The organism is Chryseobacterium lineare (genome assembly GCF_977014045.1).
The window spans coordinates 4,000,846-4,017,207 of sequence record NZ_CDRNIQ010000001.1 but is presented as its reverse complement, the minus strand read 5'-3'; the positions used below and the strand labels follow the sequence as shown (position 1 = coordinate 4,017,207).

At 36.4% G+C, this 16,362-nt stretch carries 16 protein-coding genes; 13 read left to right on the top strand and 3 right to left on the bottom strand.

Annotation, left to right across the window (positions count from 1 at the left end; genetic code table 11):
* The first annotated feature begins 23 nt into the window (after positions 1–23).
* From proC to ACWNCI_RS17995, 7 genes are all read left to right on the top strand, one after another.
* Positions 24–827: a pyrroline-5-carboxylate reductase gene (gene proC, locus ACWNCI_RS18025; protein WP_449389341.1), complete on the top strand. Its 804-nt coding sequence runs from the start codon at positions 24–26 to the stop codon at positions 825–827.
* 104 nt (positions 828–931) lie between these two features.
* Entirely contained in the window at positions 932–2,566 is a 1,635-nt protein-coding gene (lnt, locus tag ACWNCI_RS18020) for an apolipoprotein N-acyltransferase (protein WP_449389340.1), read from the top strand.
* Between the two features lie 153 nt (positions 2,567–2,719).
* Positions 2,720–2,962 carry a 50S ribosomal protein L28 gene (gene rpmB, locus ACWNCI_RS18015; RefSeq protein ID WP_002976757.1) on the top strand — a complete coding sequence of 81 codons (243 nt, stop codon included), beginning with the start codon at positions 2,720–2,722 and terminating at the stop codon, positions 2,960–2,962.
* 3 nt (positions 2,963–2,965) lie between these two features.
* Positions 2,966–3,148, top strand: coding sequence for a 50S ribosomal protein L33 (gene rpmG / locus ACWNCI_RS18010; RefSeq protein ID WP_027379950.1), 183 nt, complete (start codon positions 2,966–2,968; stop codon positions 3,146–3,148).
* A gap of 20 nt (positions 3,149–3,168) precedes the next feature.
* Positions 3,169–3,321, top strand: a complete 153-nt coding sequence (locus ACWNCI_RS18005; RefSeq protein ID WP_002976755.1) for a DUF4295 domain-containing protein — start codon at positions 3,169–3,171, stop codon at positions 3,319–3,321.
* A gap of 181 nt (positions 3,322–3,502) precedes the next feature.
* Entirely contained in the window at positions 3,503–4,456 is a 954-nt protein-coding gene (gene ftsY, locus ACWNCI_RS18000; RefSeq protein ID WP_346986463.1) for a signal recognition particle-docking protein FtsY, read from the top strand.
* 48 nt (positions 4,457–4,504) lie between these two features.
* On the top strand, positions 4,505–4,765 hold the full coding sequence (locus ACWNCI_RS17995) for a GlsB/YeaQ/YmgE family stress response membrane protein (RefSeq protein ID WP_346986464.1): 261 nt from the start codon (positions 4,505–4,507) through the stop codon (positions 4,763–4,765).
* Positions 4,766–4,834: 69 nt separating this feature from the next.
* Here ACWNCI_RS17995 and sppA read toward each other — a convergent pair whose 3' ends face one another.
* A complete protein-coding gene (gene sppA, locus ACWNCI_RS17990) occupies positions 4,835–6,592 on the bottom strand; it encodes a signal peptide peptidase SppA (protein ID WP_449389339.1) in 1,758 nt (585 codons plus the stop codon).
* A 19-nt stretch (positions 6,593–6,611) separates the two neighbouring features.
* Between sppA and folK the strand changes: the two genes are divergently transcribed.
* The 5 genes from folK to fmt all read left to right on the top strand — a co-directional run bounded on the left by folK (position 6,612) and on the right by fmt (position 12,911).
* Positions 6,612–7,028, top strand: coding sequence for a 2-amino-4-hydroxy-6-hydroxymethyldihydropteridine diphosphokinase (gene folK / locus ACWNCI_RS17985; RefSeq protein ID WP_449389338.1), 417 nt, complete (start codon positions 6,612–6,614; stop codon positions 7,026–7,028).
* A 21-nt stretch (positions 7,029–7,049) separates the two neighbouring features.
* The gene (locus tag ACWNCI_RS17980; RefSeq protein WP_449389337.1) at positions 7,050–8,162 is read left to right on the top strand and encodes an OmpA family protein; all 1,113 of its coding nucleotides are present in this window, start codon (positions 7,050–7,052) and stop codon (positions 8,160–8,162) included.
* Positions 8,163–8,195: 33 nt separating this feature from the next.
* Complete coding sequence (locus ACWNCI_RS17975; protein ID WP_346986468.1) at positions 8,196–9,662, top strand: OmpA family protein; 1,467 nt, start codon at positions 8,196–8,198, stop codon at positions 9,660–9,662.
* 79 nt (positions 9,663–9,741) lie between these two features.
* The gene (locus tag ACWNCI_RS17970) at positions 9,742–11,643 is read left to right on the top strand and encodes a RecQ family ATP-dependent DNA helicase (protein ID WP_449389336.1); all 1,902 of its coding nucleotides are present in this window, start codon (positions 9,742–9,744) and stop codon (positions 11,641–11,643) included.
* 320 nt (positions 11,644–11,963) lie between these two features.
* On the top strand, positions 11,964–12,911 hold the full coding sequence (gene fmt / locus ACWNCI_RS17965; RefSeq protein WP_449389335.1) for a methionyl-tRNA formyltransferase: 948 nt from the start codon (positions 11,964–11,966) through the stop codon (positions 12,909–12,911).
* Between the two features lie 192 nt (positions 12,912–13,103).
* Here fmt and ribB read toward each other — a convergent pair whose 3' ends face one another.
* Positions 13,104–14,225, bottom strand: a complete 1,122-nt coding sequence (gene ribB, locus ACWNCI_RS17960) for a 3,4-dihydroxy-2-butanone-4-phosphate synthase (RefSeq protein ID WP_346986471.1) — start codon at positions 14,223–14,225, stop codon at positions 13,104–13,106.
* Positions 14,226–14,291: 66 nt separating this feature from the next.
* Positions 14,292–15,296: an LLM class flavin-dependent oxidoreductase gene (locus ACWNCI_RS17955; protein WP_449389334.1), complete on the bottom strand. Its 1,005-nt coding sequence runs from the start codon at positions 15,294–15,296 to the stop codon at positions 14,292–14,294.
* A 329-nt stretch (positions 15,297–15,625) separates the two neighbouring features.
* On the opposite strand from ACWNCI_RS17955, the gene ACWNCI_RS17950 reads away from it, so the two are divergent.
* On the top strand, positions 15,626–16,111 hold the full coding sequence (locus tag ACWNCI_RS17950) for a hypothetical protein (protein ID WP_449389333.1): 486 nt from the start codon (positions 15,626–15,628) through the stop codon (positions 16,109–16,111).
* Positions 16,112–16,362: the final 251 nt, after the last annotated feature.

Below are 16,362 nucleotides of genomic sequence, written 5' to 3'. Positions count from 1 at the left end.
CCTCATAAAAACAAACACACAATATGAAAATAGCTATCCTCGGAGCCGGAAACATGGGCTTATCTTTTTCTAAATCGTTCTTAAAGTACGAACTGATAAAACCTGAAAACCTGCATCTTATCACAAGAAACGAAGCAAAAATTTCAAAAATATCCGAAGAATTTCCGAAGTCAAAAATCTCAACTTTTGATGACGTAAAAGAATTGGATTCGGATTTAATTATTCTTTCTGTGAAACCTCAGGATTTTCAACATCTTTCTGAAAACTTCCCATTTCAGTTAAACCAAAACCAGATGGTTTTATCGATCATGGCAGGAATTAAAATCGAAAAAATTCAAAAACTATTACACCATCCTTTGGTTGTGAGAGCAATGCCCAACTCTCCTACTCTTCTTGGAATGGGAATTACCGGATACACTTCTGCGCAAGGCATTTCTTTCAGCCAGCTTATTAACATCGAAAGACTACTGAATTCAACCGGAAGATCTGTTTATCTTGAAAATGAAGAGCTTTTGGACGGCGTTACAGCGCTTTCAGGAAGTGGGCCAGCCTATTTTTATTATATTGTTGATGCCATGATTAAAGCAGGCATTGAAATGGGAATTGATGAAAATTTATCTAAACTTTTCGTACAACAGACCATGTTGGGAGCCTATCATCTGATTAATAATTCTGATAAAAAGTTAGAAGAATTGATTCAGGATGTCGCATCAAAAGGTGGCACAACGGAAGCAGCACTGAAAACTTTTAATGAAAACAACCTTAAGGAAATCCTGACAAACGGAATTCTGGATGCTGAAAAACGCGCAAAAGAACTGAACGGATAATTCACAGTATTAATTCGTAATCAAGAATTTTATAAGATTTCTTTAACATCAATTGCATTTTTTTTCATTTCAAAAGCCTTAAATTTGTGTGTTAAATCAATTGAATGAAATACGTTTTACTTACGCTCATTTCAGCAATGCTGCTGTCGATATCGTGGCCTACCTATGGGGTTCCGTTTTTTATATTTTTTGCTCTTGTTCCGCTTTTGATGATGGAACACGGCGTTTCAAAATTTTCAGATTACAAAAGAAAAAGCTGGGTGGTTTTCGGGCTTTCCTATATATGTTTCGTCATCTGGAATATTGTAACTACCGGATGGTTATATGGAGCTAAAAATCCTGATGGAAGCCACTCCTTACTAGCTGTTGTATTTCCTGTACTGGTTAATTCACTTCTTTATTCACTGGTATTTCAATGTTATCACTGGTACAAAAACGCGCAGGGAACATATTGGGGATTAGCATTTTTCATTGCCTTCTGGATGAGTTTTGAAAAATTTCATCTGAATTGGGAATTTACCTGGCCCTGGCTGAATCTGGGAAACGCATTTTCAGATTATCCGAAACTGATTCAATGGTACGACACGCTGGGTGCTACCGGCGGAAGCTTCTGGATACTTTTAATTAATGTTCTGATCTTTTACACCATAAGAATCTGGCAGGCCGGAAGAAAAAGAAAAGATCTGATCAAAAACACATCAATCGTAGCCGCTTCGATTGTTATTCCGATGATTATTTCCATTATTAAATTTAATAATTTTAATGAAAAACCAATCGGAAGTGTAAATGTTATGATGCTGCAGCCTGACCTTGATCCTTACGCCGAAAAATATTCCAAAGACAGCCTGACCATTGAAAATGACCTTCTCGATCTGGCAGAAAAAAACTCAAAAGGAAAAATAGACTATTATATTGCTCCGGAAACTGCTCTTCCCGGAAGAGGTTCTATTTCCGAGAGATCTTTTGAAAAAAGCGTGATTTTAAATAACATTAAAACATTTTTAACAAAACATCCCGGTTCTGTATTCGCAACAGGAATTTCTTCGCATAAATTTTATACTTCCGAAGAAAATCTCCCGAAAGAAGCTTATCAATTAAATCCCGGACTTTGGGTGGAAAGTTTCAATTCTGCCGTTCAGGTTATCCCCAACCGAAATGTTGAGGTTTATCACAAAGGAAAGCTGGTTCCGGGCGTTGAAATATTTCCTTATATGAGTTATTTAAAGCCTTTACTAGGTGATGCCATGCTTAATCTGGGCGGAACGGTAGCTTCTTTGGGAACCGATAAAGAAAGAGTGGCATTTTCAAATCCTTACAATAAAGGAAAAATAGCTCCTATTATCTGCTATGAAAGTATTTACGGTGAATTTACAGGTGATTACGTAAAAAAGGGAGCCAACTTTTTAGGGATTATGACTAATGATTCCTGGTGGGGAGTTTCAGAAGGTCATAAGCAGCTTTTATCCTATGCAAGACTCAGAGCAATAGAAACCAGAAGAGAAATTGCACGCGCGGCCAACAGCGGAATTTCTGCGCACATTGATGCAAAAGGAGAAATCATTGAAGATACTTTTTATGGTGATAAAACAGCTTTATTTGCGAAAGTGAACCTTTACGACCAAATGACATTTTACACAAGAACGGGCGATCTCTTGTCAAGATTTTCAATTTTTGCTTTAGGATTTTTACTGTTTTATTTTTTAATAAAACGATTTCAGAACAGAGCAAAGAAAAGTTAGCGAGACAGGAAGTTGAAGGATAAAAACTGAAGTTATTTGAAGTTAATATCAATAAGTTATTTATAAATAATTTTCCAAAAGATTTGTCTATCTGAAAAATTCTTCGTTATTTTGCACTCTCAAATATTATAGTACAAATAAGAACATCGAGATATGTCAAGAATTTGCCAAATAACAGGAAAGCGTGCAATGGTTGGTAACAACGTTTCTCACGCTAATAACAAAACGAAGCGTCGTTTTGAAATTAACTTATTAGAGAAGAAATTTTACCTTCCGGAGCAAGATAAGCACGTAACACTGAAAGTATCAGCTCATGGATTGAGAGTGATTAACAAGATTGGAATCGAGGAAGCTATTGAAAGAGCAACCAGAAACGGATTGATTAAAAAGAACTAAATCATGGCAAAAAAAGGAAACAGAGTTCAAGTAATCCTTGAATGTACAGAGCACAAAGAAAGTGGTATGCCAGGAATGTCTAGATACATTTCTACAAAGAATAAAAAGAACACAACTGAAAGATTGGAATTGAAAAAATACAATCCTGTTCTTAAGAAAGTAACTGTTCACAAAGAAATCAAGTAATTATTAAAATATAATTTACCATGGCAAAGAAAGTAGTAGCAACCCTACAAAGCGGTCAGTCTAAAAAGATGACTAAAGTGGTGAAAATGGTGAAGTCTTCTAAATCAGGAGCTTACGTTTTCGAAGAAAAAGTAATGAATGCAGACGAAGTAGACGGTTATTTGAAAAAATAATCTACACTTTATTTACAATATAAAAAACTACTCATCTTTTGGGTAGTTTTTTTGTTATCTTTGCTTTCAATCTAGCTGGAAGTCAGAAGCTGGAGGCTGGAAGTTATTACAAATTGTAGAACTTCAGACTTCCATCCTCCAGCTTCTATCTTTAATTAATAAAATTCCGTAATTCATAAAGATGAGTTGGTTTAAAAAAATTTTTAAAAAAGAAGAAAAAGAAACCTTAGATAAAGGATTAGAAAAATCCAGCCAGGGTTTTTTCGAAAAAATGACAAAAGCCGTAGTTGGTAAGAGCAAGGTAGATGATGAAGTTCTGGATAACCTTGAAGAAATACTTATTGCTTCTGATGTCGGCGCATCAACAACCATCAAGATCATAGAAAGAATTGAGGAGCGTGTTGCCAAAGATAAATATGTAAGCGTAAATGAATTAGATAAAATACTTCGGGACGAAATTTCTGGACTTTTGCTAGAAAACCCTCATGCCGGAACAGGAAACATAGATGCTTCCAAAAAGCCTTACGTGATTATGGTAGTGGGTGTAAACGGTGTCGGAAAAACAACAACGATCGGAAAACTGGCTCATCAGTTTAAATCTGAAGGCAAAAAGGTAGTATTGGGTGCAGCAGATACATTCAGAGCTGCAGCGGTTGATCAGCTGGTAATCTGGAGCGAAAGAGTTGGGGTTCCTATCGTAAAACAGGAAATGGGTTCAGATCCGGCTTCCGTAGCTTTTGATACGGTACAGAGTGCGGTTGCCCAGAATGCGGATGTTGTAATCATTGATACGGCAGGAAGACTTCACAACAAGATCAATCTGATGAATGAGCTTTCAAAAATAAAAAGGGTGATGCAAAAGGTAATTCCTGATGCGCCTCATGAGATTTTACTTGTTCTTGACGGTTCTACAGGCCAGAATGCATTCGAGCAGGCCAAACAGTTTACAGCAGCAACAGAGGTAAATGCTCTGGCAGTAACTAAATTAGACGGCACGGCAAAAGGCGGTGTGGTGATCGGCATTTCGGATCAGTTTCAGATCCCCGTAAAATACATTGGTGTCGGAGAGAAGATGCAGGATTTGCAATTATTTAATGGTACAGAGTTTGTAGATTCATTTTTCAAGAAGAGATAAATCTTCTTGAACCAATCATCAAATTATTAACATTAAAAAAATGCAACTATGGGATTTTTAACATGGATTATTTTCGGGCTATTAGCTGGAGCACTAGCTAAAGCAATCATGCCGGGAAAACAAGGCGGTGGAATACTTATCACTATGATTTTGGGGATTATTGGAGCTTTTATCGGAGGATCAATCGGTGTGTATATTCTTCACTGGGGAGATGTAGATTCATTCTGGAATTTCAAAAGCTGGATCCTGGCTATTGGAGGAGCTTTAATTGTTCTCTGGATCTACGGAATGCTTACAAGGAAGAGTTAATTTAAGCCTATAAAAAATTAAAACGGCGGATTTGAAATTCAAATCCGCCGTTTCTTTGTACAATATAATTTAGTTAATTTTAATCTGGTAAGGCATTTCCATTTTCACTTCAGATTGTAGTTTTCTCTTTTCTACGATCTGCTGCATAATCTCATAATTTGATTTTCCAATCTTATTTTTAATTGCTCTTTCTGAAATTTCATCCTGATTCAGGTCTTTAAATATCTGCTCAAAAGGCGTCATGCTTTTCGGATAAGAAGATACGGCGTACGATTTCAGTCCGGCTTTCTGTGCGGCAAATTTCACGGCATCATTCAGTGTTCCCAGTTCATCTACAAGACCAATCTGCTTGGCTCTGGTTCCGCTCCATACTCTTCCGCCTCCTACACTATCGATCTGCTCAAAAGTCTGCTTTCTGTTCTGGGTCACAAAATGTACGAATCTCTTATAAGTTCCTTCCACACTTCTTGTAATCATGCTTACTCCATAAGGCGTAACGCCATTTAATGCAGAATAATACTGAGAATTGGCATTCGTAGAAACAATATCCGAACGCACACCATTTTTATTGGCAAGATCCCTGAAATAAGGAATTACTCCAAAAACCCCTATTGATCCCGTCAGCGTATTAGGTTCAGAATAAATTTTATCAGCCGCCATGGCAATATAATATCCACCGGACGCTGCATAGTCTCCAAAAGAAACAATGAGTGGTTTTTTCTTTTTAAGCTGCTGAAGTTCAAATAAGATTTCATCAGAAGCATTAGCACTCCCTCCCGGAGAATTAATTCTGAATACAACAGCTTTTACTTTATCATTTTCCTGAAGATCCTTAATGTATTTAATATATTTTTCAGAGTGAATATCATTATATTCGTCCCCTCCGTTGATGGACCCGGAAGCATATAAAACCGCAACTTTATCTCCCGATTTCTCATCATCAGCATAGGAAGCAATATATTTTCCTAATGAAATTTTGTTTAATTTTTCGTCTTCCTTTACATTTAATTTTGATTTAATCAACTGATCATATTCTGTTTTCTGGATCAGTTTGTCGGCCAGTTTATATTTTAAACTTAATTCAGGAATCATTCCGTAGAGGCTGTCTACAACAGTTCTGAATGCGGCCGTATCAATTTTCCGGGAAGATGCCATTTTCGACGAAGTGTTCTTCCAGATATCATTCAGAAGCGTACTCAATTGTTCTTTGTTCTCCGGGGAAATATCATTTCTTAAAAACGGTTCGACCGCAGATTTGAATTTTCCGTGACGGATCACTTCAATACCAATACCATATTTATCGGCAAAATCTTTAAAGAACGTTACTTCCGTTGCCAGACCTTTCAGTTCGATCATTCCTGAAGGATTCAGATAATACTGATCCGCAACAGATCCTAAGTAATAAGATCCCTGAGAAACTGCGTTTCCGTAAGCATAAACGAATTTTCCGCTTTTCTTAAAATCGGTAATAGCATTTCTGAGGTCATCGATCTGGGTAATTCCGGCATTAAGATAATCGGCTTCAATACTGATTCCTTTAATATTATCATCGGTTTTGGCTTTATTAATTGCCTCGATAGCATCATAAATCAGGACACTTTTATTCTGATCGCTGATATCAAATAATCCTCTCTGTTCCTCAGTCGGACTGTCGATAATATTGGTTTTTAAATTAATGGTGAGAACGGAATTCTTTTTTACGACTACAGACTTCTCGCTTCCCATAGCGCTGAAGACCAGCATTATGATGAAAAAGAAGAAAAACACGACACATAATATGACAATAGCCACTATATTTGCCAGTACATTTTTAAAAAAGCTTTTCATAAATCAATCATTTTTCAATATGTCGCAACATAAAGTCGTTTTGTTACTGGGAAGTAATCTCGGAGACCCCAAAAAAAACCTTGAGACTGCCCTGGAGAAAATCAAAGATGCAGGAAATGAGATCATAAGCGTAAGTGAATTTTTAATATCTGATCCTGTGGAATTTGAAAGTTCCAATATTTTTTGTAATATTGCAGCAATAATATTAACGAACTTCTCTCCGATTCAGCTTCTTGATCGCATAAAAGACATTGAAAAGGAAATGGGAAGAATAAACGATTCAGCAGTAACAGAAGGCTATACCGACAGAATTATTGATATTGATATCGTAAAGTTTAATGGAATGAAATTTATTTCAAAAAGATTAGAACTCCCTCACAAAAAACATCTTTTTGAAAGAGAATTTTCCAGAATATTATTAAAAGATTTTATCTGAAAAACACATAAAACATACTGTATGAAATTAGGTTTATTATTATTGGCTATTTTGCCCATTGCAACTTATGCACAAGATAGTATTGCTGTCACTTCAAATAATATGTATCCCAATACATTTTCTTCGGGTTCTGCCAATGTTCAGCCTTTCAACAACACAACCAGAAGATTCAACGACTGGTCTGTATCTGTAGGAGGTGGTGCCGCATTTATGGTACATTCAGACCTCAAGTCAATCACGGACGAAAAGGTCAATTGGGGATACAATTCTTATGTAAGTTTAGACAAGCAAATCAATCATGTTGTAGGCATCAGCCTGATCTATCAGCGAGGTGAAACAACACAAAAAGCACAGCTGGAAGGAGCAGAAGGGATAGCTGCCGGAGCGGCAGAAGCAAAAACGAAATATAATCAGATTGCTCTCATGGGCGATGTGAATTTTTCAAATATTTTAAGAAGAGTAGACAACCATTCGACTTATAAATGGGCCATGCACGGATATGCCGGTATCGGATTTATGAACTTTAATACTTCTCTGCATGACAATAAAGATTACAGTTGGAGCAGCAATCCCAGAAGAATTCCACTGTTTATGAATCAGAAATTGGGAATTACCTCGTCCTATTTTCAGTTTGGAGTAGGTATGAAATACAAGGTTTCCAGACTGATCGATATTGAAGCAAGAACAATGTACATCATAAGTGGTGATGATGAGTTTGACGGCGGCGGATACGCAGGTTCCGGCGATTATGATCCGAACTCAACTATCCCTAAATATAATATGATCGATAAAAGAAGATCAGATAATATGTGGACGGTTAACCTGGGACTTTCTTTCAAATTGGGTAAACACCTGTCGCATCTTGCTTGGCATGATCCCCTGCAGGAAGCCTATTACAGAACCCATATTTTGGAAAACAGAAGCCCTGAATTGCTTGTCTGTGAAAAAGGTGATAAAGATAATGATGGCGTGTGCGACGACTGGGACAGACAGCCTGATACTCCTGCAGGTGCAAGAGTAGATGGTGCCGGTGTAGCATTAGATATTGACCTTGACGGCGTTATCGACCTGTATGACAAGTGTGTAACGGTTCCCGGACCAGTTGAAAATAAAGGATGTCCTACTAATAAATAATGAATATTTAATTAACTAAATAAAAAATACACTATGAAATTAAGTTTAGCAATTGTCGCATTAGCACTAGCTGTTCCTACAGCCGGCTTTGCACAAGACTCGACTGCTGTAACTTCAAACGGAGAATATCCAAATACATTCTCTTCAGGTTCTGCAAATATTTCTCCTTTTACAAATAAATCAAAAAGATTCAATGATTGGGCAATTTCATTCGGTGCCGGTGTACCGTTAGTTCAGTCTGCTGACCTTACTTCTATAAAAAACGGTAACGGTAAAAATCTTTTTGGATATTCTGCTTACGTCAGCATCGATAAAGCGATTACCCATGCTTTTGGTATCAATTTACAGTATGACAGAGGAGAAACAAGACAAGGATGGTTTAATACAAAAGATGCTGCGCCTGCCAATGCATCTGCCAATCAACAGGTGGGAGCAAGAACACAATATGATGCGATTTCATTGTTAGGAGATGTTAACTTTTCCAATCTTTTCAGAAGAGTAGATAATCATTCTCCATACAGATGGGCATTACACGGATATGCAGGTCTTGGAACTCTGGCCTATCGTGCCTATCAGAAAGATGAGAACGGACAAAGACTCGTTACTGAACTTAAACCGTTCAAACTAGGTTCTATGTTTGCACAGGCTGGTGCCGGTCTTAAATTTAAAATCAATAAAAGAATTGATATTGAAGGTAGAGTAATGTACGTTATCACAGGTGATGATGAATTTGATGGAGGTGGCGACAAATATAGTGTTCTCAACCAACGTGAAGAACAGGTTTCCGACAATTTCTTTAACGCATCAATCGGTCTTTCTTTAAAATTAGGAAAACATGAATCTCATGTAATGTGGCACGATCCTCTTCAGGAAATGTACTATAAGCTTGATGTGTTAGCTAATAAAAATCAGGATATTGAAGTTTGTAAAAAAGGGGATCTTGATAATGATGGTGTATGTGATGATTGGGACAGACAGCTTGATACGCCTGCCGGAGCAAGAGTAGATGGCGCCGGAGTTGCCCTCGATACGGATCTGGATGGCGTTATTGATCTTTATGATAAATGTGTAACAGTTCCGGGACCGGTTGAAAACAATGGTTGCCCGGTAGTTACATCAACACCGGTAACAGGTGGGCTGGTAGATGAAAGGGAAACAAAACTGGAAGGGATTGAATTTGATCTGAATTCAGACAGAATCTTACCTTCAAACACTCCTATTCTGAATAATGCTGTTGATTATATCAACTCTTCCAGCGGAACTTACACCGTAATCGGAACAACCGATACAAGAGCTTCCGAGGCATACAATCAAAAATTATCCGAAAGAAGAGCAAATAATGTCAAAGATTATTTGATTAAAAATGGTGTTCAATCTGATAAATTAAATGCAGTGGGAAGAGGCGAAAAAGACCTGAAATACCCTGAATGTAACCCTGCTACAAAATGCCCTGAATGGAAAAACAGAGCAAACAGAAGAGTGTATTTTGAAGCTAAATAATTGTAATTTTAGCACCTAATATATAAAGTCACGCATCGCGTGGCTTTTTTTGTCAGTTTAGTTTCATTATTTTTATCCTATGATTTCTCAACAAGATTTTCAAGAATTAAAATTTAAAACCTTACAATATTTTTGGGGTTATGATAACTTCCGTGATTCCCAGGAAGCTATTATTGATTCTGTTATTAATGAAAAAGATACGCTCGTTCTTTTGCCTACAGGGGCGGGAAAATCTCTATGTTATCAGCTTCCGGCATTATTAAAAGAAGGAACGTGTCTCATTATATCCCCTCTTTTAGCACTGATGAAAGATCAGGTGAGTCAATTGAAACTGAGAGGAATTGAAGCAGAATATTTATCTTCCGAACTGGATGAATACTACGCAGAAGGTATTTATGACCGCTGTAAGGAAGGCTTAACAAAAATGCTCTACATTTCTCCTGAACGGTTAACTAATAAGCAGTTCCTTCAGAATATCGAGGAAATTCAGCTGTCATTCATTGCGGTGGATGAGGCACACTGTATTTCTGAATGGGGGCAGGATTTCAGGCCGAGTTATCAGAATATAAAAGAATTCAGGAAAAATAATCCTAAGATTCCGTGTCTTGCATTAACGGCAACTGCTACTCCGAAGGTTCTGGAAGAGATCAAATCAAAGCTTGAGCTGAAAACCCCACAGGTATTTCAGAAAAGCTTCAGACGTGATAATATCAGAATTTTCACTGAAGAAGTTTCGGATAAATTTCAGAAGATCTACGATATCTTAAAGTTTACAAGGCAGTCAGGAATTATTTATGTAAGAACCAGAAGGGAAACTGAGCTGCTATGTGAGTTTCTTCATAAAAATCAGCTGAAAAATGTCGATTTTTACCATGCCGGTCTTACCGCAAAGGAAAAGAATGCCAAACAAATGATCTGGAATAACAGTGACAGTCATATTTTAATTTCTACTAATGCATTTGGAATGGGGATCGACAAAGATAATGTACGGTTTGTCATTCATTATTCTCCGGCTCCGTCTATCGAAAACTATTATCAGGAAATCGGAAGATCGGGAAGAGATGGCCAGGAAAGTTTTGCCTTTTTGCTTTGGGACAAGCAGGAACTGTCAAATTTTGATGACATTTTAAAGAATCAAATCCCAAATAAAGTTGAATTTTTAAAAATCATTACTTACCTATACTCTATTTTCCAGGTGGCAGAATTTGAAATGCCTGAAAAAGTTTTTCAGCTCAATCTTAGCGGAATTCAGAATTTTACCAAATTATCTTCAGCGAAGATTAAGAATGTTCTGAACTTCCTTCATAATCAGGAAATTATTTATTTTAACGACCATAAAAGCCTTTCTTCTCTGCAGCTTTTAATGCAGCCTGACGAGATAGATCAGATACCTCATAAAGATTCGTACTTTATTGAACTCATGCTTCGTACCATTTCTGGAATTACGGCACATAAAGTGATGTTCAGCGAACAGCAGGTAAGCAATAAGATCGGCGTAAGCATCCATTTAATCAAAGAAAGATTAAAAGAGCTTCAGCAAAAAGGGTATGTTGAGTACGTTGATGGCGCTTTGTCCAGTATTAAATTTTTAAAACCTCGTGATGAGAGACTTAATAATTCTCAGTACTGGAAACTTTTTGAACATATTCAGAAAAACAAAATTCAGAAATGGGAAGAAATGAAATTCTACATTGAGGATGACAGGCATTGTAAAATGAAACTGATCCTGACGTATTTCGGTGAAAAAAAATCCAAAAACTGTGGAAAATGTTCTGTCTGTGAAAAAAACAAGCAATCTATTTTCGGAAAAAATATTTCGGGCGAAATCATGAATATACTGGCTAAAAAACCTTCTACGATTGAAGAATTATCCCTTCAGCTGAACTATCAATCTAAAGAAAATATTTTGGAAAATCTTATTTATCTGTTGGATTCCGGGAAAGTAAAAATGCTGAATTTTAGAACGTATGCCTTGACATGAGTAATAAGTAATCAGTAATTGGCAATGACTATATTTATAAAACCTGTTTTTTATTAATATTTGAATTTAACCACAAAAGTCGCAAAAGACAAGTTTAAAAGTTTTAATAGCTAATCAAAGCTTTCAAAAGAACAAAATCAAAGATTTTTAAAAACTCTTGTTAGCTTTTTTTTCTAAAATTGCTTAATATAGAAATTTCTAATCTTTTGTAACTTTTGTGGTTAAATAAAGAGTTTAAAAAAACTTATAATCTTAAAAAATTACTTCAATCTTTAATTTTAAACCTTTCAATCCTTTAATAAAGACCTTATATTTGCAGTATGAAATCATTGAAAGTCGTTTTTTTAGGCACTCCGGAGTTTGCAAAGACTTCTTTGGAGGCCATTCATCATTCTCATCATGAAGTGGTTGGAGTTGTAACCGTTGCAGATAAGGCGAGCGGACGCGGACAGAAAATCAATCAGTCTCCTGTGAAAATTTTCGCTGTAGAAAATAACATCCCTGTTTTTCAGCCTGAAAAATTAAGGAATCCCGAATTTCTTGAAGAACTGAGAAAGCTGGATGCCGATGTTTTTGTCGTAGTCGCTTTCAGAATGATGCCAAAAGTATTGTTTGAAATGCCTAAAATGGGAACATTCAATCTTCATGCTTCCCTGCTTCCGGATTACCGAGGAGCTGCTCCTATTAATTATGCAGTAATCAACGGAGAAGAAAAGACCGGCGCTACAACGTTCTTCATTAATGAGAAAATTGATGAAGGAAATATTCTGCTTCAGGAAGAATTGGCTATTTTGCCTGATGAAAATGCGGGAAGCCTTCACGATCGATTGATGGAAATGGGCGCAAAACTCGTCGTAAAAACACTTGACGGACTGGCAGAAAATTCCATTACGGAAAGACCTCAGCCACAAGTTGAGCATCCTAAAAATGCGTACAAAATATTTAAAGAAAATACAAAAATAGACTGGGCAGGAAACTCAAAAGAAGTGCATCAGTTTATTTTGGGAATGTCTCCCTATCCGGCTGCTTTCACAACATTGAAAATTGGAGAAGAAGAAAAGGGATTGAAAATTTTTGGTGGAAAGTTTGAAGTTTCAAATCATGATAAGCCCGCCGGAACTTTAGATATTTCAAAAAATGAATTTAAAATCTACACCCAAGATGGCATATATTATCCTTTGGAATTACAACTTGAGGGAAAGAAAAGAATGAATATTAAAGACTTTCTGAACGGATTCAGAAGTTTTGACGAAATAAAAATGGCCTGAGAATTTCTCAAGCCATTTTTATATGTTGTCAATACTGAATTTTACTTCGCAAGTGAATAGTCAATTTTAAAATTAGCCTTTATAAAACAAGCTATAATTGATTACTTCACTGATTTTTTTTAAGGCAAACGACCAATTTTAAGCTGATGGAAAAATTGACAAGCAAAGCGCATTGACCATTCACCATTCACATTAAAGCTGTACCATCTCCGTCACCTCAACATCATAACCGCCAACCTGAGGTTTAATATTAGTATTCTGAGTGATTACTTTAAATTTATTAATTCCAAGATTCTTCAAAATCTGAGTTCCGATACCGTAATCTCTATAGTTATATGCTAAAGTCGGATGCTGAACCTGACCATCCTGATAATTCAGGAACTGCTGAAGCTTTCTTAAGGTGTTTTCAGAATTAGAAACATTATTAATAAAAATAATAGCTCCTTTTCCTGCTTCATTCACCATATTGGTTACTTTTTCCAATAAAGGTTTTTCACCGTTATTTAATCTTGTCAGTACATCAAAATACGAGTCTGAAGACTGTACTCTAACAAGAACCGGCTCATCAACCGTCCACGAACCTTTCGTTAAAGCAAAATGAATCTGATCATTTGAAGTCTCCCTGAAAGCAAAGAAATCATAATCCCCATAAGCCGTCTTTACTTTTCTCTCCTCAATTCTTTCGATAAGATTTCCTTTTTTCAGCTGATAATGAATCAGGTCTTCGATAGAGACAATTTTCATATCGTGTTTCTGCGCAAAAGCATGAAGTTCCGGCAAACGCGACATAGAACCATCTTCATTCATAATTTCACAGATCACGCCACCTTCTTTTAAACCTGCAAGACACGTGAGATCAATAGCAGCTTCTGTGTGGCCGGCTCTTTTCAGAACACCACCTTTTTTTGCACGAAGCGGGAAAATATGCCCCGGTCTCATGAAGTCAGTTGGCTTCGATTTTTCGTCCATTAAAGCTAAAATCGTTTTTGCCCTGTCTGCTGCAGAAATACCTGTAGAAGTTCCATTTCCAAGAAGGTCAACCGATACGGTAAATGCTGTTTCCTTAGGATCGCTGCTGCGGCTCACCATTACTTCCAGTCCTAGTTCGTCACATCTTTTTTCAGGAAGTGGCATACAGATCAGTCCTCTGCCGTGAAGGGCCATGAAGTTGATGATTTCAGGGGTCGTCAGTTCAGCGGCGCAAAGAAAATCACCTTCGTTCTCTCTGTCTTCATCATCTACTACTATGATTATTTTACCATTTTTAAGGTCTTCAATAGCCTCCGGAATAGTATTTAATTTAATATCAGACATTTTTACTTTAAATTTTTCGCAAAGATACTCATAAAATAAGCATCTCCCAATTATGATAAGGGTTTGTTATATTTTGAATATAGCATCTTTTGCTTTTCTGAAAATAGTATAGGAATCCAATCGTTTCTGATGGTCATAAATATGAGAATTAATCATCAGCTCATTCACATTAAATTTTTCCTGAAAGCTTCGAAGCTGATTTTCAATTTCAGACTGATCTCCGATGAGTGTGTAACGCAGTTTTTGTAAAACCATCGATTTTTCTATTGGTGACCAAATGTCATCCATATGATCAACAGGCGGTGCAAAAGGCTTTCTGTCGTTGCGGATAATATTGATAAATGCCTGGAATAAAGTGGTAGAAATTCTATGAGCTTCTTCGGAAGTTTCTGCAGCAACTCCATTGACACACGCAATAATATAAGGTTCGTTGGAATATTTTGAAGGTTCAAAATTCTGTCTGTAGATATTGAAAGCCATTTCCATCTGCTCAGGGGCAAAGTGTCCGGCAAATGCATAAGGAAGACCGAGTTCCGCAGCCAGAAAAGCGCTGTCTGTACTTGAGCCCAGAATATACAAAGGAATATCCAACCCTTCACCAGGAATAGCACGAACTAAAGCGTCACGGTTTTCTTTAGAAAAATATTTTTGTAATTCTAAAATCTGCCTTGGAAACTGTTCATTAATGATTGCAGGATTTCTTCCCAATGCCTGTGCCGTCAGACCATCGGTTCCGGGGGCTCTTCCCAGACCGAGATCAATTCGTCCCGGAAAAAGAGATTCCAGGGTTCCGAATTGTTCGGCAATGACCAAAGAACTGTGATTCGGAAGCATAATTCCACCCGATCCTACTCTGATTTTTTTGGTTCCGTTGGCAATAAAGCCGATGAGAACTGAAGTTGCAGAACTGGCGATGCTTTCCATATTGTGATGTTCGGCGAGCCAGAATCTTTTATATTCAAGATTTTCAGTATGATTTGCCAAAGACAAACTGTCCTGAAAGGTATCGTGAATGGTCTTTTCCTGTTTTACGGGCGCAAGATCAAGCACGGATATTTCAAAGTTTTGCATAATTTTAAATTTATAGTCTTTTAAAACCAAACAAATTTAAAACATATTATTTGCATTAGTTACTTTTTGTAATTGATAAGACTTATCGATCAATTCAGGGAAAAGCTATGAGAAGAATTTATTTTTGTTAATCATATAAAAATGCGATCCGTTCCAAATTAATTACAGATAAGTATAATATTCTATTTATACAGACATTATGTGTAAAATATTTATAAATTAAATATTTAACAACGAAACAATACTTAAAATACTTAATTTTTGATAAATAAATAAAACTATTATGAATTAATGCATTTTTATTAAATTTGATTTAATATTTACAAATTATGAAAAACATTATTCAAACACAGCTTACTCCCGATTTAAAAACACAAATCGACACTAAAATCGCAGAATTAGAAGTCTTATTCCAGGGAAAACTGGCAGCATTAAATGCAGATCAACGAAAATTTTATGGACTCATTAACGAACAAAACAAACTTTTTGTAAACAAAGTGAGAGATTATAGGGCAAACCAACCTCAATTGAGTGCTGATGATGTGAACTGGGAGGAGTTTGAAAATGATTATCAGGCCAGGATTTTCTTAGAAACGAGAAAAGAGAAGTTAGCGAGCTTAGTATATCAAATGGAAAGCACCAAAATTTTACATGATTACGACAATTACAATGATGCCTTAGACGATTATGCTTATTCACAATACAAAAAAGGAAGAGAGGTTATTGGTTTTGCAGAAAAAGTAGCAGAGTTGAAACAGTTTTTTCCCAGATCGGTAAAAAGCACTCCTTCTGAAGGCGAAGACAAGAACAAATAATATTTATAATTATCGAAACATCAAATGATAAGGTTCTTTGATGATCCGTTTAAGTCTTTTTGCCTTCCGTTTAGGTTTTTGGGTTAAGGTTTTATTAAGGTTTTAGGTCTCCGAGTTAAAATTTTAGGTCTTTCGGCTAAAGTTTTAGGTGATTTGGCTAAAATTTTTGCTATTCTCCTCAAAGATTTACGTAAAACAAAATCAGACAGTTTTAGCGACTGTCTGATTCTTTTAAACTATTCTAAAGTTTT

What these genes read in the sequence shown, in the direction of transcription:
- proC (WP_449389341.1), top strand. Translation starts at nt 24, where the DNA reads ATGAAAATAGCTATCCTCGGAGCCGGAAACATGGGCTTATCTTTTTCT.
- lnt (WP_449389340.1), top strand. Translation starts at nt 932, where the DNA reads ATGAAATACGTTTTACTTACGCTCATTTCAGCAATGCTGCTGTCGATA.
- rpmB (WP_002976757.1), top strand. Translation starts at nt 2,720, where the DNA reads ATGTCAAGAATTTGCCAAATAACAGGAAAGCGTGCAATGGTTGGTAAC.
- rpmG (WP_027379950.1), top strand. Translation starts at nt 2,966, where the DNA reads ATGGCAAAAAAAGGAAACAGAGTTCAAGTAATCCTTGAATGTACAGAG.
- ACWNCI_RS18005 (WP_002976755.1), top strand. Translation starts at nt 3,169, where the DNA reads ATGGCAAAGAAAGTAGTAGCAACCCTACAAAGCGGTCAGTCTAAAAAG.
- ftsY (WP_346986463.1), top strand. Translation starts at nt 3,503, where the DNA reads ATGAGTTGGTTTAAAAAAATTTTTAAAAAAGAAGAAAAAGAAACCTTA.
- ACWNCI_RS17995 (WP_346986464.1), top strand. Translation starts at nt 4,505, where the DNA reads ATGGGATTTTTAACATGGATTATTTTCGGGCTATTAGCTGGAGCACTA.
- sppA (WP_449389339.1), bottom strand. Translation starts at nt 6,592, where the DNA reads ATGAAAAGCTTTTTTAAAAATGTACTGGCAAATATAGTGGCTATTGTC.
- folK (WP_449389338.1), top strand. Translation starts at nt 6,612, where the DNA reads ATGTCGCAACATAAAGTCGTTTTGTTACTGGGAAGTAATCTCGGAGAC.
- ACWNCI_RS17980 (WP_449389337.1), top strand. Translation starts at nt 7,050, where the DNA reads ATGAAATTAGGTTTATTATTATTGGCTATTTTGCCCATTGCAACTTAT.
- ACWNCI_RS17975 (WP_346986468.1), top strand. Translation starts at nt 8,196, where the DNA reads ATGAAATTAAGTTTAGCAATTGTCGCATTAGCACTAGCTGTTCCTACA.
- ACWNCI_RS17970 (WP_449389336.1), top strand. Translation starts at nt 9,742, where the DNA reads ATGATTTCTCAACAAGATTTTCAAGAATTAAAATTTAAAACCTTACAA.
- fmt (WP_449389335.1), top strand. Translation starts at nt 11,964, where the DNA reads ATGAAATCATTGAAAGTCGTTTTTTTAGGCACTCCGGAGTTTGCAAAG.
- ribB (WP_346986471.1), bottom strand. Translation starts at nt 14,225, where the DNA reads ATGTCTGATATTAAATTAAATACTATTCCGGAGGCTATTGAAGACCTT.
- ACWNCI_RS17955 (WP_449389334.1), bottom strand. Translation starts at nt 15,296, where the DNA reads ATGCAAAACTTTGAAATATCCGTGCTTGATCTTGCGCCCGTAAAACAG.
- ACWNCI_RS17950 (WP_449389333.1), top strand. Translation starts at nt 15,626, where the DNA reads ATGAAAAACATTATTCAAACACAGCTTACTCCCGATTTAAAAACACAA.